At 54.0% G+C, this 19,143-nt stretch carries 16 protein-coding genes; 8 read left to right on the top strand and 8 right to left on the bottom strand.

Annotated features, from left to right (window positions below; translation table 11 throughout):
- Window positions 1-49 precede the first annotated feature (49 nt).
- The 3 genes from AC534G_RS22500 to AC534G_RS22490 all read right to left on the bottom strand — a co-directional run bounded on the left by AC534G_RS22500 (window position 50) and on the right by AC534G_RS22490 (window position 2,849).
- On the bottom strand, window positions 50-1,018 hold the full coding sequence (locus AC534G_RS22500) for a DMT family transporter (RefSeq protein WP_110496170.1): 969 nt from the start codon (window positions 1,016-1,018) through the stop codon (window positions 50-52).
- A gap of 76 nt (window positions 1,019-1,094) precedes the next feature.
- Complete coding sequence (locus AC534G_RS22495) at window positions 1,095-1,919, bottom strand: AraC family transcriptional regulator (protein ID WP_110498767.1); 825 nt, start codon at window positions 1,917-1,919, stop codon at window positions 1,095-1,097.
- A gap of 81 nt (window positions 1,920-2,000) precedes the next feature.
- Entirely contained in the window at window positions 2,001-2,849 is an 849-nt protein-coding gene (locus AC534G_RS22490) for an SDR family oxidoreductase (RefSeq protein WP_110496169.1), read from the bottom strand.
- Between the two features lie 90 nt (window positions 2,850-2,939).
- Between AC534G_RS22490 and AC534G_RS22485 the strand changes: the two genes are divergently transcribed.
- Window positions 2,940-3,320: a winged helix-turn-helix transcriptional regulator gene (locus AC534G_RS22485; protein WP_038642973.1), complete on the top strand. Its 381-nt coding sequence runs from the start codon at window positions 2,940-2,942 to the stop codon at window positions 3,318-3,320.
- A 62-nt stretch (window positions 3,321-3,382) separates the two neighbouring features.
- Here the strand turns inward: AC534G_RS22485 and AC534G_RS22480 are convergent, their stop codons facing one another.
- The gene (locus AC534G_RS22480) at window positions 3,383-5,326 is read right to left on the bottom strand and encodes a bifunctional 2',3'-cyclic-nucleotide 2'-phosphodiesterase/3'-nucleotidase (protein WP_110496168.1); all 1,944 of its coding nucleotides are present in this window, start codon (window positions 5,324-5,326) and stop codon (window positions 3,383-3,385) included.
- A 186-nt stretch (window positions 5,327-5,512) separates the two neighbouring features.
- Here AC534G_RS22480 and cysQ point away from each other — a divergent pair, with 186 nt between their 5' ends.
- Window positions 5,513-6,253: a 3'(2'),5'-bisphosphate nucleotidase CysQ gene (gene cysQ, locus AC534G_RS22475; RefSeq protein ID WP_038636607.1), complete on the top strand. Its 741-nt coding sequence runs from the start codon at window positions 5,513-5,515 to the stop codon at window positions 6,251-6,253.
- Here the strand turns inward: cysQ and AC534G_RS22470 are convergent.
- Window positions 6,243-6,800 (bottom strand): YtfJ family protein, encoded by a 558-nt coding sequence (locus tag AC534G_RS22470; protein WP_038636612.1) that lies wholly within the window; start codon window positions 6,798-6,800, stop codon window positions 6,243-6,245. The genes cysQ and AC534G_RS22470 overlap by 11 nt on opposite strands.
- Window positions 6,801-7,127: 327 nt before the next feature.
- Here AC534G_RS22470 and AC534G_RS22465 point away from each other — a divergent pair, with 327 nt between their 5' ends.
- Window positions 7,128-7,334, top strand: a complete 207-nt coding sequence (locus AC534G_RS22465; protein WP_003025710.1) for a DUF1107 domain-containing protein — start codon at window positions 7,128-7,130, stop codon at window positions 7,332-7,334.
- A gap of 67 nt (window positions 7,335-7,401) precedes the next feature.
- Here AC534G_RS22465 and paeA read toward each other — a convergent pair whose 3' ends face one another.
- Window positions 7,402-8,742, bottom strand: coding sequence for a polyamine export protein PaeA (paeA, locus tag AC534G_RS22460; RefSeq protein WP_003025713.1), 1,341 nt, complete (start codon window positions 8,740-8,742; stop codon window positions 7,402-7,404).
- Between the two features lie 151 nt (window positions 8,743-8,893).
- On the bottom strand, window positions 8,894-9,532 hold the full coding sequence (gene msrA, locus AC534G_RS22455) for a peptide-methionine (S)-S-oxide reductase MsrA (protein WP_032940276.1): 639 nt from the start codon (window positions 9,530-9,532) through the stop codon (window positions 8,894-8,896).
- A gap of 212 nt (window positions 9,533-9,744) precedes the next feature.
- On the opposite strand from msrA, the gene tamA reads away from it, so the two are divergent.
- From tamA to AC534G_RS22440, 3 genes are read left to right on the top strand one after another with little or no spacing between them, the layout of a single operon-like run.
- On the top strand, window positions 9,745-11,478 hold the full coding sequence (gene tamA, locus AC534G_RS22450) for an autotransporter assembly complex protein TamA (protein ID WP_085048456.1): 1,734 nt from the start codon (window positions 9,745-9,747) through the stop codon (window positions 11,476-11,478).
- Complete coding sequence (gene tamB, locus AC534G_RS22445; protein WP_110496167.1) at window positions 11,475-15,251, top strand: autotransporter assembly complex protein TamB; 3,777 nt, start codon at window positions 11,475-11,477, stop codon at window positions 15,249-15,251. The genes tamA and tamB overlap by 4 nt, the downstream gene beginning before the upstream one ends.
- 2 nt (window positions 15,252-15,253) lie before the next feature.
- On the top strand, window positions 15,254-15,598 hold the full coding sequence (locus tag AC534G_RS22440) for a gamma-glutamylcyclotransferase family protein (RefSeq protein WP_003025723.1): 345 nt from the start codon (window positions 15,254-15,256) through the stop codon (window positions 15,596-15,598).
- A gap of 118 nt (window positions 15,599-15,716) precedes the next feature.
- Here the strand turns inward: AC534G_RS22440 and ppa are convergent, their stop codons facing one another.
- Window positions 15,717-16,244, bottom strand: coding sequence for an inorganic diphosphatase (gene ppa, locus AC534G_RS22435; protein WP_038636623.1), 528 nt, complete (start codon window positions 16,242-16,244; stop codon window positions 15,717-15,719).
- A 309-nt stretch (window positions 16,245-16,553) separates the two neighbouring features.
- On the opposite strand from ppa, the gene ytfQ reads away from it, so the two are divergent.
- The gene (gene ytfQ / locus AC534G_RS22430) at window positions 16,554-17,510 is read left to right on the top strand and encodes a galactofuranose ABC transporter substrate-binding protein YtfQ (RefSeq protein ID WP_006686362.1); all 957 of its coding nucleotides are present in this window, start codon (window positions 16,554-16,556) and stop codon (window positions 17,508-17,510) included.
- 121 nt (window positions 17,511-17,631) lie between these two features.
- A complete protein-coding gene (ytfR, locus tag AC534G_RS22425) occupies window positions 17,632-19,134 on the top strand; it encodes a galactofuranose ABC transporter, ATP-binding protein YtfR (RefSeq protein WP_038636628.1) in 1,503 nt (500 codons plus the stop codon).
- The last annotated feature ends 9 nt before the right edge of the window (window positions 19,135-19,143 follow it).

Below are 19,143 nucleotides of genomic sequence, written 5' to 3'. Positions count from 1 at the left end.
GCCTACATGAGATCGTACAGTCCTTGTAGGCCTGATAAGCGCAGCGCCATCAGGCATCCCCTGAAACCGGCACTACCGCCGGTTTCTGCGGTTTTGACCGCACCGCAATTACCACGCCTATTACCAGCAGCGCAATACCGCTTAGCGTCAGCAGCGGCGGAAAAGCCTGGCGCAGCATAAAGGTATACAGCAGGCCAGCCAGCGTTTCGAAGACAATCAGCGGGCCGAGGATCACCGTAGGCAGCTTCTGGCTGGCGACGTTCCAGCACAGCGCGCCAACCCACGAACACAATACCGCAATGGCTATCATCAGGCCGATAAACACATCCGGACGCGGGCCGAAGGGCAGGGCGAAACCTGGCGTTTGCCCATGCAGCCACAGACATGCTGCAATGTACCCCAGCAGAGAAACGGGCAGCGTCACCAGCGCCTGAGCCGTCGCCCACATCATCGGATGCTTATCTGGATTCTCGCGCAGCCAGCGGGCATTACGCAGTGCATACCACGCCCAGCACACCACTGAGACAAGCGCCAGCACGATACCAGAGCCATAACGCCAGCCGCTGAAATCGGGTAATCCCTGGTTCAGCTCCGAGATATTCACGCACAGCAGGCCAATAGCAATCAATATCAGCGCAGGTGACAGACGCCACCAGGATAATTTACCGTCACGCTGGCTATAGAGCAGGTTGGCGAAGACCGGGATCACCACCGGTAATGTACCAATAATCATCGTTGATACTGGCGCGCCGGTACGCTGGATGGCGCTGGCCAGGCAAACGTAATAAATCAGGTTACCCATCATCGTTAGCGCCAGCGCCGTTATCCAGTCTTTACCCGTCAGTTGGCGCAGACGCGCGCGTCCTAGCCAGGCGATCGGCACAGCGATCAGCCCCAGCGCCAGATAGCGTCCCATCGACTGTAATACTGCCGGGTATTCCGGCACGATCAGCGGCCCGACAAAAATTAATCCCCACATCAGCCCTGCCAGCAGGGCGTACAGCACGCCGCTAATCATTGTTAACATCCACATCATTAAACATTGCGTTGAGTGTAGGCAGGGAGAGTGCAGCCGTATTGTATGAGATTGCGCATTAGCGCGAATAAACCTGCTTCTGATAACGTACCGGCGTAATGCCGTAACGATGAGTAAATGCGCGGGTAAGATGCGACTGGTCGGTCAAACCGGTTGCGGCGGCGACCTCTGCGGCGGGCATTCCGTGAGTGAGAAAACCTTTGGCTCGCCACAGGCGAATGGCCATCAGCATTTGGTGCGGCGTAACGTGGAAATGAGATTTAAACTGGCGTTGAAAATGCCAGGGACTCAGTGAGGCAACCCGCGCCAGTTCGTCGAGCGTTATCGGGTGCATGTAATTATCATGCAGATACTCGCGTACCCGTTCAAAGCGATGCGCCCCTTCTGCAGATGTTGGCGCATGGCGGGCCAGCGGCTGGAAGGTGTCGATCAGATCGAGCAATAACCCTTTTTGCGCCAGCGTATCCTCTGTGTTCCACAGGCCGTGGATCAGCGAGCAGATCTGGCGCGAGCGCAGCGGATCGTGACGCGTTACGTCATGAAACCACCAGTGGCGGATCCCGGTGACCTCTTCCAGAAGATCGGGCTCAAGATAGATCATCCGATAGCGCCAGCCGTCGGCGGTTTCGGCTTCGCCGGTATGCAGCTCATCGGGATTCATGGTGACGACAGAATGGGCGGGCGCGACGTACTGCGTACCGCGATAGCGAAAACGTTCGGCTCCGGCTTCTATCGCGCCAATGCCAAACGCTTCATGGGTATGTGGTTCAAAGGCGTAACGTGAGATGTGTGCATGATACAGCTCAACGCCCGGCACCTGCGCCAGATGGCGAAAGCGGGCGCTGTCTTTTTCATCAATAAACTGCTCAGGTACACCTTGCACGTTTTCTCTCCCCACGCATCATCCTGTCATTATCAGAGAGGATGCGCGGGGATGCCACCACAATTAACTAATTTTTAACACTTATACGATGCCTTTGACGCTGTCAGCCAATGATGTGGTTGGGCGACCAATCAGTTTGCTCAACGTATGGCTGTCATCGAACAGACCGTCTTTAGAGGCGCCAACGTCAGAATCAGCCAGCATCTCCGCCAGCCCGGCAGGCAGACCAAAGCCTTTCAGCGCTGCGGCAAAATCAGCTTCGCTCAGGTTCTGATACACCACTTTTTTACCGCTCTGCTTTGCCAGCTCGGCAGCCAACTGGCTCAGGGTCCAGCCTGCATCGCCCGCCAGTTCGTAGGTTTTACCGGCGTGCCCCTCTTCACTGATGACGCGCGCGGCGGCAGCGGCATAGTCGGCACGGGTCGCTGAGGCGATTTTGCCTTCTCCCGCCGCCCCGATAAAGACGCCGTGTTCCAGTGCAGCTGGCGCGCTGGCGAGATAGTTTTCGGTGTACCAGCCGTTGCGCAGTAGCGCATAAGCGATACCGGATTCAGCCAGCATCTTCTCGGTGGCGACGTGTTCATCTGCCAGCCCCAGCGGGGAGGTGTCGGCGTGCAGCAGGCTGGTGTAGGCGATAAATTTCACGTGGGCAGCCTTTGCTGCATTAATCACGTTGCGATGCTGCGGGGCACGTTGTCCCACTTCGCTGGAGGAGATCAGCAGTAGCTTGTCGATACCCTGTAAGGCAGTCGTAAAGGCGGCTTCGTCGCTGTAATCCGCCTGGCGAACGGTAATGCCCTGCTGGCTAAGCGCCGTCGCTTTAGCGGGGTTACGCACGATAGCCACAATCTGGCTGGCAGGAACGGTTTTCAGTAGCGATTCAATAACGTGTTGGCCCAGTTGGCCGGTGGCGCCGGTAATTGCGATCATGGGGTAACTCCTTGGTATTGGTCTTGTGTTTAATCACGCTAACACTTAAACTAACTTTTAGTAAGTACGCACAAAAAGGTTAGTATGAAAATGACAGCGTCGACGCTCTCCCAGCAATTACGCGATGGCAATTTGTTTGCCGAGCAATGCCCTTCACGCGAGGTGTTAAAACACGTCACCAGCCGCTGGGGCGTGTTAATTCTGGTGGCGCTGCGCGACGGTACGCACCGCTTTAGCGATTTGCGCCGGAAGATGGGCGGCGTCAGCGAAAAGATGTTGGCGCAATCCCTGCAGGCGCTGGAGCAGGACGGGTTTATCAATCGGGTGTCCTATCCGGTGGTGCCGCCGCACGTGGAATATAGCCTGACGCCGTTGGGCGAGCAGGTGAGCGATAAAGTCGCCGCGCTGGCGGACTGGATAGAACTGAATTTGCCGCAGGTTTTGGCGCAACGGGAAGAGCGGGTTGCGTGATAGGTTGGCAGTGTGTTTTGTAGGCCGGATAAGACGCTAGTGCGTCGTATCCGGCACGAGAGTTACTTACTCAAATCCAACTGATAAATCGCAAAGCCGATATCATCGGTAGCGACTTTTTTCAGCGGATATTGCCCTTTCTCTTTGATAAACGCTGCGGCTTTCTCAGACGGTGACGTTTCAAAACGAATATCCAGTGGCGTATCACTGTGAATCGGCGCCAGACGCCAGTTGTTATCTGCCGCCGGATGAATTTCACCGGCACGCTTCGTCTCAGCACCAATCCATGCGGCCAGCACCGAGCGGTTTTCATCTGGTGACGCAAACGCGATGTGGTTGTCTCCGGTTCCGGCAAACTTACCGCCATAGGCGCGATAGTTGTTGGTCGCGACGAGGAAGGTGGCGTTAGGGTCGACAGGCTTACCGTTAAAGGTCAGATTCTTAATCCGCTCTGCTTTTGGGTTTATGGTCTGGCACTCGCCGTCGTAGCGGGCGGGCTGTGACACATCAATCTGATAATTCACGCCGTCGATCACGTCAAAGTTATAAGTACGGAACCCATCCCAGTTGATCAGCGACTGCGGCTTGCTGCTGTGAATATCAATTTGATTAAACTGCCCGGCGGAACATTCCAGCCACTCTTTCACCTCTTTGCCGCTGGCTTTCACGACCACCAGGGTATTGGGATAGAGATACAAATCAGCGGCATTACGGAAGGTTAACTGGCCTTTTTCGACTTCGACAAAGCTGGCCGGATCGTTCTTGCGTCCACCGACCTTAAACGGCGCGGCCGCGGAAAGTACCGGCAATTTTGCCAGGTCCGGATCGCCCTGAATAAAATGTTCCACATAGGCTTTCTGGGCGTTATTCACCACCTGCACGGTCGGGTCATCCTGAACCAACGCCAGGTAGCTGTACATGTTGTCGGCGGATTTACCAATTGGTTTGCTGACGAATTCACGAGTGGCGTCGTGATCGGCTTTCAGGATCTCAACGATTTTTTTGTCTTCTGCTGCCAGTGATTTTTTCGCCGCGGCGTCATAAATGGGGCGTGCCTCTGCTTTCGCCTGGCTGACCTGCCATTTACCGCTGTCGTTATTCAGTACCAAATCCACGACGCCCAGATGATCGCCCCACATGCCCGGCATCACCGCCGGTACGCCATTGAGCGTGCCTTTCGCGGTATCCGCGCCTTTAATATTGGCAAAATCTTTACCCGGGAAAACGGCGTGAGCATGACCAAACATAATGGCATCCACACCCGGTACTTCACTGAGATAATAAACGGAGTTTTCCGCCATCGTCTGATACGGGTCGGCAGAAAGGCCGGAGTGAGCAATCACCACCACGACATCAGCGCCTTTTTTCCGCATTTCCGGCACATACTTACGCGCGGTTTCGGTGATGTCATTTACCGTCACTTTGCCGCTAAGGTTAGCTTTATCCCAGGTCATGATTTGTGGTGGCACAAAGCCGATATAGCCAATCTTCAGCGTCTGCTTGTTACCTTGCTGGTCGACCACTTCAGTTTCTTTGATCAAATAAGGCGTAAATAGCGGCTTTTTGGTCTTAACATCGATGATATTGGCGTTAACGTAGGGGAACTTCGCTCCGGCCAGCGCGTTATGCAAATACGCCAGACCATAGTTGAATTCATGATTGCCGAGGTTGCCCACCGCGTAATCCAGCGTATTGAGCGCCTTATATACCGGGTGAGTTTCGCCCGCTTTCAGCCCTTTGGCCGCCATGTAATCCCCGAGCGGGCTGCCCTGAATCAGATCGCCGTTATCAACCAGCACGCTGTTTTTGACTTCACTACGCGCGGCGTTGATCAGACTTGCCGTGCGCACCAGGCCAAATTTTTCAGTCGGCGTGTCTTTGTAATAATCGAAATCCATCATATTGCTATGTAAATCAGTGGTTTCCATTATTCGCAGATCGACGGTCGCGGCATTCACGCTGGCTGCAATCAGCGTTGCCAGAAGCGTTGCACTAAACTTAATCATCAGGGGCATCCTTTTAAGATCTAAGCCACAAAAGAAAATGTATATAAATCTTCTTGCTTACAGAACTGTGAATCATGACATGAATATAGCGTTTAAAACCGCAGACGCTATCACAGTTGGCGGATCCCCTGACGATCGGGTATAAGTAAAACAACGAGTTAACACCACTGACAAACGAGGTGGAGAATGTTAGAACATGTATGCCAGCTTGCACGGAACGCGGGCGATGCCATTATGCAGGTCTACGATGGAATCAAACCGATGGAGATTACCAGCAAGCAGGATGATTCTCCGGTCACGGCGGCGGATATCGCTGCACACACGGTGATCCTCGAAGGATTACAGGCGCTGACGCCGGATATTCCGGTTCTGTCTGAAGAAGCTCCTCCTGGCTGGGATGTTCGCCAGCACTGGCAGCGCTACTGGCTGGTGGATCCGCTGGACGGTACCAAAGAGTTTATTAAACGTAACGGTGAATTTACCGTCAATATTGCGCTGATTGAACAGGGAAAGCCGGTGCTTGGCGTGGTTTACGCGCCAGTAATGAAGGTCATGTACAGCGCGGCAGAAGGTAAAGCGTGGAAAGAAGAGTGCGGTGTGCGCAAACAGATCCTGGTACGTGACGCGCGTCCACCGCTGGTGGTGATTAGCCGCTCGCATGCCGACAATGAGTTAAAAGAGTATCTGCAACAACTGGGCGAACACCAGACCACGTCGATTGGCTCGTCGCTGAAATTCTGCCTGGTGGCGGAAGGGCACGCGCAGCTGTATCCGCGTTTTGGGCCAACTAACGTCTGGGACACCGCCGCTGGCCACGCCGTTGCCGCCGCAGCCGGAGCGCACGTTCACGACTGGCAGGGGAAACCTCTGGACTATACCCCACGTGAATCGTTCCTCAACCCCGGCTTCCGGGTCTCTATTTACTGAGCAATTTATGCAGCAGGGCAATCACCTGCTGCACCTCTTCCTGCGTTAATGCACCATCTTTTGCCCACTGTACGCGTCCGTCCTTATCGAGTACCGCAATAGCGGAGCTTTCTTCATCCAGTTGCCAGGCTTTACGCGCAATGCCGTTGCTGTCGACAATAAATTGTGACCATGGATAGAGCTTCTTGTTGCTCTCCAGACTGCTGCGCACAAACATACCGGAGCCGGGAATGGCGTCATCCGTGTTGACGATAGTGGTGGTCTGGTATTTGTCGTGCGGCAGGTTCGCTGCTTTGATGGCTTCAATCAGGTTCGCGTTTTTCTCTTTAGCGGAGGTGCGCCCGGCGATGTGTTGCACAATCCGTACTTTGCCGGGCAGTTGCGCGCTATTCCAGCTTTTGTAGCTAAACTTATCGTTATCAAGAATCAGTTCGCCGCGATCGGCGATCCCCACCGGTGGTACGCGCTGGTTAGTCTCAAACTTATGGGCGGAGGCAATCATCGGCAGCAGCAGGCACGACAGCGCCAGCAGTTTTCGTAAGGTCATAGGTTTTCCTTCTTTCTTTATTTTGCAGGTGATCCGACCACTTGGGTCTGGAATTTAATCATATGTGCGATTGATGCTTTTTCCCGCAAGCGCGATGCCAGTTTGCGGACGGGCGCACAAATCCTGCGAAAATCGAAGGCTTATACTGAAGACAGCGAAGCGTTGAAAAGATAATTCTGAATAATTGTAACTTGAAGGTAAATAAACTTATACACGCTGGAAACATCAACGAGATAGTCTATAGTCATAGGGCATTAAAATTTGCGCCTGAGGATTGTCGGACCGATTGTGGTACCGCAAAGGCGTAATGCTCAGCAGGAGACAACAATGAAAATTTTCCAACGATACAACCCGCTGCAGGTGGCGAAGTACGTGAAGATCCTGTTTCGTGGACGGTTATATATCAAGGACGTAGGCGCTTTTGAATTTGATAAGGGTAAGATTCTTATCCCAAAAGTGAAGGACAAGCTGCATTTTTCGGTGATGTCCGAAGTTAACCGTCAGGTCTTGCGTCTGCAAACTGAGATGGCTTGATCAAAGTGCTATGCGGTAGTTAAAAAAACGGCTCCAGGACTGGAGCCGTTGATGTTTCTGCAAGGCGCTATGACGCCTTCGCCTCTTCCTTCGCATCCGGCAGTTTCGGTACCAGAACGGTAGGTTTACTGTCCAGACGCGTCACCAGCAGTTGATCGATCTTGTAGTTATCGATATCCACCACTTCAAATTTGTAGCCTGAATATTTCACCGAGTCGGTGCGTTTCGGGATTTTACGCAACATGAACATCATAAAGCCGCCGATGGTCTCATAGTTGCCGGACTGCGGGAATTCGTCGATATCCAGGACGCGCATGACGTCATCAATCGGCGTACCGCCGTCGACTAACCATGAGTTTTCATCACGCGCCACGATCTGCTCTTCCAGGCCCTGACCGACTAAATCGCCCATCAGCGTCGTCATCACATCGTTGAGCGTGATAATCCCCACCACCAATGCATACTCGTTCATGATGACGGCAAAATCTTCGCCTGCGGTTTTGAAGCTTTCCAGCGCTTCAGAGAGCGTCAGCGTATCCGGGACGATCAGCGTATTGCGGATCTGCACGCCGCTGTTCAGCGCCATGCTCTGGTTGGCCAGCACGCGGTTGAGGAGATCCTTTGAATCGACATAGCCAATGATGTGGTCGATATCTTCGTTACACACCAGGAATTTGGAGTGCGGGTGTTCCGCCACTTTGTTCTTCAGGCTCTGCTCGTCTTCGTGAAGATCGAACCAGATAATGTTCTCGCGCGAGGTCATTGAAGACGGTACGGTACGGGATTCCAGTTCGAACACATTTTCAATCAGCTCATGTTCCTGCTTGCGCAGAACACCCGCCAGCGCACCGGCTTCGACCACGGCGTAAATGTCGTCTGACGTGATGTCATCTTTACGCACCATCGGGATTTTAAACAGGCGGAAAATGTTATTTGCCAGACCGTTAAAGAACCACACCAGCGGGCGGAAGACCAGCAGACAGAAGCGCATCGGGTTGATGATACGCAAAGCCACAGCTTCTGGCGCAATCATACCGATGCGTTTCGGGGTTAAATCCGCGAACAGGATGAACAGGCCAGTAACCAGTGAGAAGGACAGAATAAAACTTAACTGTTCGGACAGCTCTGGAGCGAAGTACTTTGAGAACAGACTGTAAAACGCCGGGGAAAAGGCCGCATCACCCACGATACCGCCGAGAATGGCGACCGCGTTAAGGCCAATCTGCACCACGGTAAAAAACATGCCGGGGTTTTCCTGCATCTTCAAAACACGCTGTGCGTTTACATTGCCTTCATCGGCAAGCAGTTTAAGTTTGATTTTGCGTGATGCGGCAAGCGAGATCTCGGATATCGAGAAAAACGCACTCACGGCGATCAGGCAGAGAATGACTAAAATACTGTTTAACATATCTTATCCGACCGTTCGGGTCAGATCCTCGGAAGGGAGAAGTTGATAAATCCGTGTGAAATACACATTGAAAACCGGCTCGTGGAAGTGAGCCGGTAAATTCAGAAGCTAGTATAGCGTAAGGTACTGTAACGTCGCCAGAGGGGGAAATTTATCCTTGTGGTGGCAAACACACGCCAATCCCGCCAATTCCACAGTATCCATAAGGGTTTTTGTGCAGATATTGTTGGTGATCGTCTTCGGCATAATAGAACGGGGTTGCCGTACTGATTTCCGTTGTAATGGTGCGCTCGTCGCCAGCGGCGGTCATCGCCGCCTGAAAACGCTCAAGGCTGGCCTGTGCAGCGGCGGTTTGCTCTGGCGTTAAGGGATAAATAGCGGAACGATACTGCGTACCCTGGTCGTTGCCCTGGCGCATACCTTGCGCCGGGTCGTGATTTTCCCAGAACACCTGCAGCAGTTGCTCGTAGCTGATAACATGCGGGTCATAGACGACGCGTACCGCCTCGGCATGCCCGGTATCGCCAGAGCAAACTTCCCGATAGGTCGGGTTAGGGGTATAGCCGCCGGTGTATCCGGCTGCGGTGCTGTACACGCCGGGTAATGACCAGAATAAACGCTCCACGCCCCAGAAACATCCCATGGCGAAAAGGGCGATTTCCATACCATCGGGCACGTTGGTCATCGAATGTTGGTTAACCGCATGCAGCGTTGCCACTGGCATCGGGGTGTTGCGTCCAGGTAGCGCATCTGCTTGAGTAACGAGATGCTTTCTATCAAATAAACTCATGGCCGTTCTCCCGAAATCAGTCATTTGGGTTAAGGTTGTAACGAGACGCGTCTTTGCCCACAATAAACGGCATGAATACGTCTAGAGTTAAACATAAGAAATATTTGGGTTGCCGTCTGTTTTTCAACTCTTATTGTTGATTTTTTGTTAAGCCGAGGAACGGCATAGTATTTTTTTCCAGGGGTGGGAAAAAAGGATATTCAGGAGAAAATGTGCCACATATCCGTCAGTTATGTTGGGTGGGATTACTGTGCTTAAGTGGCTCCGCCGCCGCCGCGAATGTTCGCTTACAGGTCGAAGGATTATCAGGACCGCTGGAGAAAAACGTCCGTGCGCAGCTGTCCACGATTCAAAGTGATGAAGTCACGCCAGACCGACGCTTTCGTGCGCGCGTTGATGATGCCATCCGCGAAGGGCTAAAAGCGCTGGGCTACTTTGAGCCGACTATCGATTTTGAGCTGCGCCCGCCACCGGCGAAAGGACGCCAAGTGCTGATTGCCAAAGTAACCCCCGGCGAGCCGGTGCTGATTGGCGGCACCGAAGTGATTCTGCGCGGTGGCGCGCGTACGGATAAAGATTACCTGGATCTGCTGAAAACGCGCCCGGCAATCGGCACCGTGCTGAATCAGGGAGACTATGACAACTTCAAAAAATCCCTCACCAGCGTGGCGCTGCGCAAAGGTTATTTCGACAGTGAATTTAATAAAAGCCAGCTTGGAATAGCGCTTGAGCGCCGTCAGGCGTTCTGGGATATCGATTACAACAGCGGCGAACGCTATCGCTTTGGGCATGTCACCTTTGAAGGTTCGCAAATTCGTGATGAGTACCTGCAAAACCTGGTGCCATTTAAAGAAGGTGAAGCGTACGAGTCGAAAGATCTGGGGGAACTGAACCGTCGTCTGTCGGCGACCGGATGGTTTAATTCTGTGGTTGTCGCGCCGGAATTTGATAAAGCCCGCAAAACCAAAGTGCTGCCGCTAAAAGGCGTGGTCTCGCCGCGCACCGAAAACACCATCGAAACCGGGGTTGGTTATTCAACTGACGTCGGGCCACGGGTGAAGACCTCGTGGAAAAAGCCGTGGATGAACTCCTATGGCCACAGCCTGACCACCAGCGCCAGCATCTCTGCGCCAGAGCAGGTGCTTGATTTTAGTTATAAAATGCCGCTGTTAAAGAACCCGCTGGAGCAGTATTACCTGGTGCAGGGCGGCTTTAAGCGTACCGATTTAAACGACACCGAGCAGGACTCCACGACGCTTGCGGTTTCCCGCTACTGGGATCTCTCCAGTGGCTGGCAGCGCGCGATTAACCTGCGCTGGAGCCTCGACCACTTTACGCAGGGTAACGTCACCAATACCACCATGCTGCTCTATCCGGGCGTGATGATTAGCCGGACGCGTTCGCGCGGCGGTCTGATGCCCGTCTGGGGCGATTCACAGCGTTATTCCATTGATTACTCCAATACGGCCTGGGGCTCAGACGTTGATTTCTCCGTCTTCCAGGCGCAAAACGTCTGGATCCGCACGCTATACGACAAGCATCGCTTTGTGATGCGCGGTAACCTCGGCTGGATTGAAACCGGGGACTTCGACAAAGTGCCGCCGGATCTACGTTTCTTCGCCGGGGGCGATCGCAGTATTCGCGGCTATAAATACAAATCTATTTCGCCTGAAGGCAGCGACGGTAAGCTGAAAGGGGCCTCGAAGCTGGCAACCGGCTCGCTGGAATACCAGTACAACGTGACCGGGAAATGGTGGGGCGCGATGTTTGTCGATAGCGGCGAAGCGGTCAGCGATATCCGCAAAAGCGATTTCAAAACCGGCGCCGGGGTCGGCGTACGCTGGCAATCGCCGGTCGGTCCCATCAAGCTCGACTTTGCCGTTCCTGTCGGCGACAAAGATGAACATGGTTTACAGTTTTACATCGGTCTGGGGCCTGAATTATGAGTTTATGGAAGAAGATAAGCCTCGGCGTGCTGATTTTTATCCTGCTGTTGTTAGGCACGGTGGCGTTTCTTGTCGGCACCACCTCGGGCCTGCACCTGATCTTCAAAGCAGCTAATCGCTGGGTTCCGGGGCTGGAAATTGGTCAGGTCACCGGCGGCTGGCGGGATTTATCGCTCAAAAATATTCGTTATGACCAGCCTGGCGTGGCGGTGAATGCCGGCGAAGTGCATCTGGCCGTCGGGCTGGAGTGTCTTTGGGATAGCAGCCTGTGCGTCAACGATCTGTCGCTGAAAAATATCAACGTGGCGATCGACAGTAAAAAGATGCCGCCTTCAGCACCGGTTGAGGAAGAGGATAGCGGCCCGCTTAACCTTTCCACACCTTATCCGATTACGCTTTCACGCGTGGCGCTCAACAACATCAATATCAAAATCGATGACACCACGGTTTCAGTGCTCGATTTTACCTCCGGCCTGAACTGGCAGGAAAAAACGCTGACCCTGAAGCCAACGTCATTACAGGGCCTGCTGATTGCCCTGCCTAAAGTGGCGGAAGTGGCGCAGGAAGAGGTCGTTGAACCGAAGATTCAAAACCCGCAGCCGGATGAAAAACCGCTCGGCGAAACGCTAAAAGATCTGTTCTCAAAGCCGGTGCTACCGGAAATGACCGATGTCCATCTGCCGCTCAACCTCAATATTGAAGAGTTTCGCGGCGAGCAACTGCGCGTGACCGGGGATACGGATTTAACGGTGCATAACATGCTGCTCAAAGTGAGCAGTATTGACGGCAACATGAAGCTCGACGCGCTGGATATCGACTCTAATCAGGGCACGGTAAACGCCAGCGGTACGGCGCAGCTCACCAACACATGGCCGGTAGATATTACCCTCAACAGCACGCTGAACGTTGATCCATTAAAAGGCGAAAAGGTGAAGCTGAAGGTCGGCGGCGCGCTGCGTGACCAGCTGGAAGTCGGCGTCAATCTGTCTGGCCCGGTTGATATGGACCTGCGTGCGCAAACGCGTCTGGCAGAAGCCGGATTACCGCTCAATCTGGAAGTGGTGAGTAAGCAGGTTTACTGGCCGTTTACCGGCGACAAGCAATTCCAGGCCGATGACATTAAGCTCAAGCTGACCGGCAAAATGACCGACTATACGTTGTCGATGCGTACCGCGGTGAAAGGGCAGGATATTCCTCCGGCTACCATTACGCTGGACGCCAAAGGCAACGAACAGCAGATTAATCTCGACAAACTGAGCATTGCGGCGCTGGAAGGGAAAACCGAACTGAAAGCGCTGGTGGACTGGCAGCAGGCGATCAGTTGGCGCGGGGAGTTAACGCTGGATGGTATCAACACCGCGAAAACAATCCCGGACTGGCCGTCAAAGCTGAATGGTCTGGTGAAAACGCGCGGCAGTCTGTACGGCGGAAGCTGGCAGATGGAGATTCCTGAGCTGAAGCTGACCGGTAACGTGAAGCAGAACAAGGTTAATGTAAACGGCTCGCTGAAGGGGAACAGCTACCTGCAGTGGACGATCCCGGGCCTGCATCTGGAACTGGGGCGCAACAGTGCGGACGTGAAAGGGGAACTGGGGGTTAAGGACCTCAATCTCGACGCGACGATTGATGCCCCGAGCCTGGATAACGCGCTGCCGGGATTAGGCGGCACGGCGAAAGGGCTGGTAAAAGTTCGCGGTACGGTAGAAGCGCCACAGCTGTTGGCGGACATCACCGCCCGCGGCCTGCGCTGGCAGGAACTTTCCGTTGCTCAGGTTCGCGTCGAAGGCGACGTGAAATCGGCGGAGCAAATCGCCGGTAATCTCAACGTTCGCGTAGAACGGATTGTACAACCGGACGTGAATATCGGCCTGGTGACGCTCGATGCCAAAGGCAGTGAGAAGCAGCATGAGCTACAGCTGCGCATCCAGGGCGAGCCGGTCTCAGGGCAGCTCTCCCTGGCAGGCAGCTTTGATCGCAAAGAGCAGCGCTGGAAAGGGGAATTAAGCAATACCCGTTTCCAGACGCCGGTTGGTCCGTGGGCGCTCAATCGTGCGATCGCGTTGGATTATCGCAATCAGGAGCAAAAAATCAGCATTGGGCCGCACTGCTGGAACAACCCGAATGCGGAGCTGTGCGTACCACAAACCATTGATGCTGGTGCAGAAGGACGCGCGGTGGTGAATCTCAACCGTTTCGACCTGGCGATGCTGAAACCGTTTATGCCGGATACGACTCAGGCCAGCGGGGTGTTCACCGGCAAAGCGGATGTCAGTTGGGATGCGACCAAAGAGGGGCTGCCGCAGGGGCAGGTCACGCTTTCCGGGCGTAACGTGAAGGTCACGCAAAGCGTGAACGATGCGCCGCTGCCTGTGGCATTTGAAACGCTGAATCTGACCGCCGACCTGCACGACAACCGTGCCGAGCTGGGCTGGCTGATTCGCCTGACTAATAACGGGCAGTTTGACGGAAAGGTGCAGGTGACGGATCCACAAGGGCGCCGTAACCTGGGCGGCAACGTCAATATCCGCAACTTCAATCTGGCGATGGTGAACCCTATCTTCTCACGTGGTGAAAAGGCCGCGGGGACGATCAACGCCAACCTGCGTCTGGGCGGCGATGTGCAAAGCCCGCAACTGCTTGGACAACTGCAACTGAGCGGACTGGATATCGACGGTAACTTCATGCCGTTTGACATGCAGCCAAGCCAGTTAGCTGTTAACTTCACCGGAACACGCTCAACGTTGGCGGGTGTGGTGCGTACGCAGCAGGGGGAAATCAACCTGAGCGGCGACGCAGACTGGAGTCAAATAGACAATTGGCGGGCGCGCGTTGCGGCGAAAGGCAGCCGGGTGCGGATCACCGTGCCGCCGATGGTGCGTCTGGATGTCTCGCCGGATGTGGAATTTGAAGCGACACCGAGCCTGTTTACCCTGAACGGCAATGTCGATGTGCCGTGGGCGCGTATCGTGGTCCACGATCTGCCGGAAAGCGCGGTAGGGGTGTCCAGCGATATGGTGATGCTTAATAACGATCTGCAGCCCGAGAAACCACAGACCGCCGGGATCCCGATCAACAGCAACCTGAATATCCACGTCGGTAATAACGTGCGTCTTGATGCCTTTGGTCTGAAAGCGCGTCTGACGGGCGATCTGAAGGTGGTGCAGGATAAACAGGGGCTGGGGCTTAACGGGCAGATTAATATCCCGAGCGGTCGCTTCCATGCCTATGGTCAGGATCTGATTGTGCGTAAGGGCGAGCTGTTATTCTCCGGTCCGCCGGATCAGCCGTTGCTCAATATTGAAGCGATTCGTAACCCGGATGCTACAGAAGATGACGTGATCGCCGGCGTTCGCGTCACGGGCACGGCTGATGAACCGAAAGCGGAGATCTTCTCCGACCCGGCGATGTCGCAGCAAATGGCGCTGTCCTACCTGCTTCGTGGGCAAGGACTGGATAGTGAACAGAGCGACAGCGCGGCGATGACTTCAATGCTTATTGGCCTGGGGGTTGCACAAAGTGGTCAGGTTGTGGGTAAAATCGGGGAGACATTTGGCGTAAGCAATCTGGCACTGGACACGCAAGGGGTGGGTGACTCATCTCAGGTCGTTGTCAGCGGATACGTACTGCCAGGTCTGCAGGTGAAATATGGTGTGGGTATATTTGACTCCTTAGCGACACTCACGCTACGTTATCGTCTGATGCCTAAGCTATATCTGGAAGCAGTGTCTGGCGTAGATCAGGCACTTGATTTGCTCTATCAGTTCGAGTTTTAGCAATGCGAATATTTGTCTATGGCAGTTTACGAACCAAACAAGGCAACAGCCACTGGATGACCAATGCCCTGTTGCTGGGAAATTTCAGTATCGACAACTACCAGTTGTACAGCCTGGGCCACTATCCAGGCGCCGTTCCGGGAAATGGAACAGTACACGGGGAAGTTTATCGTATTGATAACGCCACGCTGGCAGAGCTTGACGCTCTGCGTACCCGTGGTGGTGAATACGCACGTCAGCTAATTCAAACGCCGTACGGAAGTGCATGGATGTACGTGTACCAACGTCCGGTTGATGGCTTAACGCTGATTGAAAGCGGTAACTGGTTAGACAGAGACCAGTACTGATATATACCCGATAGGTAAAACGCGCCACCTTCGGGTGGCGTTGTTTTATGTGCCTGCCGCACTCGCATCAGGACACAAAAAAGCCCCGACATGCGGGGCTTAGCATCAAAAGTAAGAATTACTTCTTCGCGCGCTCGAAGGAAGCAACGATTTCAGCTTTAGCAGCTTCTGCGTTGTCCCAACCGTCAACTTTCACCCATTTGCCCGCTTCGAGGTCTTTATAATGCTCGAAGAAGTGGGTGATCTGCGCTTTCAGCAGTTCCGGCAGGTCGGACACATCTTTGATGTGATCGTATTCTTTGCTCAGCTTGGTGTGCGGTACCGCAACCAGTTTGGCATCTTCACCGGATTCGTCGGTCATTTTCAGAACGCCAACCGGACGGCAGCGGATCACTGAACCAGGCTCCAGCGGGTACGGAGTCGGGACCAGAACGTCAACCGGATCGCCATCCAGAGACAAAGTGTGGTTGATGTAACCGTAGTTGCACGGATAGAACATCGCGGTGGACATGAAGCGGTCAACGAACAGGGCGCCGCTCTCTTTGTCAACTTCGTATTTGATCGGATCTGCGTTGGCTGGGATCTCGATAACAACGTAGATATCTTCCGGCAGGTCTTTACCGGCAGGGACGTTGAGTAAGCTCATGTCTGTTTCCTTTAAATAAGCTATGGCAAACAAGTGGCGGGTATTATAGCCAACTCGCGCGGAATGTCTCCGCTTGTTTTCGCTTTCTCTACTCCCATTTTCTTCTTTTTGCTCCTCTCTGGTGACAGAAAAATCCATATCTTCAGCCGCATTTTTCATAGTGATATGAAAGCGATTACAAACTTGTGATTAACGTTTTATTTACTTTTTTGAAGTGTGATGTAACGCAATCCGTTACATGCTCAATTGTCTATAGTTTTTTCGCGACGGTTTATTAACCAACAATAATCACCCTACGAGGACGCACTTATGTGGAAGCGCTTACTTTTAGTCACAGCAGTTTCGGCAGCCATGTCGTCTATGGCAATGGCAGCCCCATTAACCGTAGGATTTTCGCAGGTTGGCTCTGAATCCGGCTGGCGCGCCGCAGAAACCAACGTGGCGAAAAGCGAGGCCGAAAAGCGCGGAATTACGCTGAAAATCGCTGACGGCCAGCAAAAGCAGGAAAACCAGATTAAAGCAGTCCGCTCATTTGTTGCCCAGGGCGTCGATGCCATCTTTATTGCGCCGGTCGTGGCAACAGGTTGGGAGCCGGTGTTAAAAGAGGCCAAAGATGCCGACATTCCGGTCTTTTTGCTCGATCGTTCCATCGATGTAAAAGACAAATCTCTCTATATGACTACCGTCACCGCCGATAACGTGCTGGAAGGCAAATTAATCGGCGACTGGCTGATTAAAGAAGTGAACGGCAAGCCGTGTAACGTCGTTGAGCTACAAGGAACCGTTGGCGCCAGCGTGGCGATCGATCGTAAGAAAGGGTTCGCTGAAGCCATCGCTAACGCGCCAAACATCAAAATTATCCGCTCTCAGTCCGGCGACTTCACCCGCAGTAAAGGGAAAGAAGTGATGGAGAGCTTTATTAAAGCGGAAAACAACGGCAAGAACATCTGCATGGTTTACGCCCACAACGATGACATGGCGATCGGCGCTATTCAGGCGATCAAAGAGGCGGGCCTGAAACCAGGCAAAGACATTCTGACGGGGTCAATCGACGGCGTACCGGATATCTACAAAGCGATGATTGATGGTGAAGCCAACGCCAGCGTCGAGCTGACGCCGAATATGGCTGGCCCGGCATTTGACGCGCTGGAGAAATTCAAAAAAGACGGCACGATGCCTGAGAAGCTGACCATTACCAAATCGATCCTCTATCTGCCGGATACCGCGAAAGAAGAGTTAGAGAAGAAGAAAAACATGGGCTACTAGTTTTGCTGTCGGTCTTGCGTAGGCCGGATAAGGCGTTACGCCGCCATCCGGCATTTATTGCCTGATGGCGCTGCGCTTATCAGGCCTACGAAACGCCGTGATTTCGTAACGGAGGAATGCCATGACCACCGACCAACACCAGGAAATCCTCCGTACAGAGGGCTTAAGTAAATTCTTTCCCGGCGTCAAAGCGCTGGATAACGTGGATTTCAGCCTGCGACGCGGCGAGATCATGGCATTGCTCGGCGAAAACGGGGCGGGGAAATCGACGCTGATCAAAGCATTGACCGGTGTATATCATGCCGATCGCGGCACGATCTGGCTCGAAGGCCAGCCTGTCTCCCCCAAAAATACCGCCCATGCCCAGCAACTGGGAATCGGCACCGTGTACCAGGAAGTGAACCTGCTGCCCAATATGTCGGTAGCGGATAACTTGTTTATTGGCCGCGAACCGCGGCGCTTTGGCCTGTTGCAGCGCAAACAGATGGAAAAGCGCGCGACGGAACTGATGGCGTCGTACGGTTTTTCCCTTGATGTGCGCGAGCCGCTGAACCGCTTTTCCGTGGCAATGCAGCAGATCGTCGCCATTTGTCGGGCGATCGATCTCTCTGCGAAGGTACTGATCCTCGATGAACCTACCGCCAGCCTCGATACCCAGGAAGTTGAAATGCTGTTCGGCCTGATGCGGCATCTGCGCGATCGCGGCGTCAGTCTGATCTTCGTCACCCACTTCCTCGATCAGGTTTATCAGGTCAGCGATCGCATCACCGTCCTGCGTAACGGCGGCTTTGTGGGCTGCCGTGAAACCCATGCGCTGCCGCAGATCGAACTGGTCAAAATGATGCTGGGCCGCGAACTGGATACCCACGCGTTACAGCGTGCGGGCCGCACGTTGCTGAGCGATAAACCGGTGGCGGCGTTTAGTGATTTTGGTAAGAAAGGCACTATCGCCCCGTTCGATCTGCAGGTGCGTCCCGGTGAGATCGTCGGTCTCGCCGGACTACTGGGATCCGGGCGAACGGAAACGGCGGAGGTGATCTTCGGCATCAAACCCGCCGACAGCGGCAGCGCACTGATCAAAGGTAAACCGCAGACCTTGCGATCGCCGCATCAGGCTTCGTGCCTGGGGATCGGTTTTTGCCCGGAGGATCGGAAAACGGATGGCATTATTGCCGCCGCCTCGGTGCGGGAAAATATCATTCTGGCGTTGCAGGCGCAGCGCGGTTGGTTGCGCCCCATTCCCCGCAAAGAACAAAACGAGATTGCCGAGCGCTTTATTCGCCAGCTTGGTATTCGCACCCCTAACGCCGAACAGCCGATCGAATTTCTCTCCGGCGGCAATCAGCAAAAAGTCTTGCTGTCGCGCTGGTTACTGACCAAACCGCAGTTTCTGATCCTCGATGAACCCACGCGCGGGATCGACGTCGGCGCGCATGCCGAGATCATCCGCCTGATCGAAACGCTGTGTGCCGATGGTTTGGCCCTGCTGGTTATCTCATCGGAACTGGAAGAACTGGTGGGTTATGCCGATCGGGTCATTATTATGCGCGATCGCAAACAGGTGGCCGAGATCCCACTGGCTGAATTGTCCGTCCCGGCGATCATGAACGCCATTGCGGCCTAAGGAGACTAT

The sequence above is a fragment of the Citrobacter sp. CRE-46 genome, assembly GCF_059615875.1.
The sequence above is the reverse complement of the archived record's forward strand: the minus strand, read 5'-3'. Positions and strand labels throughout refer to the sequence as shown.

Excerpts from the sequence above, each read along its gene's own strand:
- AC534G_RS22500 (WP_110496170.1), bottom strand. The coding sequence starts at position 1,018 with ATGATTAGCGGCGTGCTGTACGCCCTGCTGGCAGGGCTGATGTGGGGA.
- AC534G_RS22490 (WP_110496169.1), bottom strand. The coding sequence starts at position 2,849 with ATGATCGCAATTACCGGCGCCACCGGCCAACTGGGCCAACACGTTATT.
- AC534G_RS22485 (WP_038642973.1), top strand. The coding sequence starts at position 2,940 with ATGACAGCGTCGACGCTCTCCCAGCAATTACGCGATGGCAATTTGTTT.
- AC534G_RS22480 (WP_110496168.1), bottom strand. The coding sequence starts at position 5,326 with ATGATTAAGTTTAGTGCAACGCTTCTGGCAACGCTGATTGCAGCCAGC.
- cysQ (WP_038636607.1), top strand. The coding sequence starts at position 5,513 with ATGTTAGAACATGTATGCCAGCTTGCACGGAACGCGGGCGATGCCATT.
- AC534G_RS22470 (WP_038636612.1), bottom strand. The coding sequence starts at position 6,800 with ATGACCTTACGAAAACTGCTGGCGCTGTCGTGCCTGCTGCTGCCGATG.
- AC534G_RS22465 (WP_003025710.1), top strand. The coding sequence starts at position 7,128 with ATGAAAATTTTCCAACGATACAACCCGCTGCAGGTGGCGAAGTACGTG.
- paeA (WP_003025713.1), bottom strand. The coding sequence starts at position 8,742 with ATGTTAAACAGTATTTTAGTCATTCTCTGCCTGATCGCCGTGAGTGCG.
- msrA (WP_032940276.1), bottom strand. The coding sequence starts at position 9,532 with ATGAGTTTATTTGATAGAAAGCATCTCGTTACTCAAGCAGATGCGCTA.
- tamB (WP_110496167.1), top strand. The coding sequence starts at position 11,475 with ATGAGTTTATGGAAGAAGATAAGCCTCGGCGTGCTGATTTTTATCCTG.
- AC534G_RS22440 (WP_003025723.1), top strand. The coding sequence starts at position 15,254 with ATGCGAATATTTGTCTATGGCAGTTTACGAACCAAACAAGGCAACAGC.
- ppa (WP_038636623.1), bottom strand. The coding sequence starts at position 16,244 with ATGAGCTTACTCAACGTCCCTGCCGGTAAAGACCTGCCGGAAGATATC.
- ytfQ (WP_006686362.1), top strand. The coding sequence starts at position 16,554 with ATGTGGAAGCGCTTACTTTTAGTCACAGCAGTTTCGGCAGCCATGTCG.
- ytfR (WP_038636628.1), top strand. The coding sequence starts at position 17,632 with ATGACCACCGACCAACACCAGGAAATCCTCCGTACAGAGGGCTTAAGT.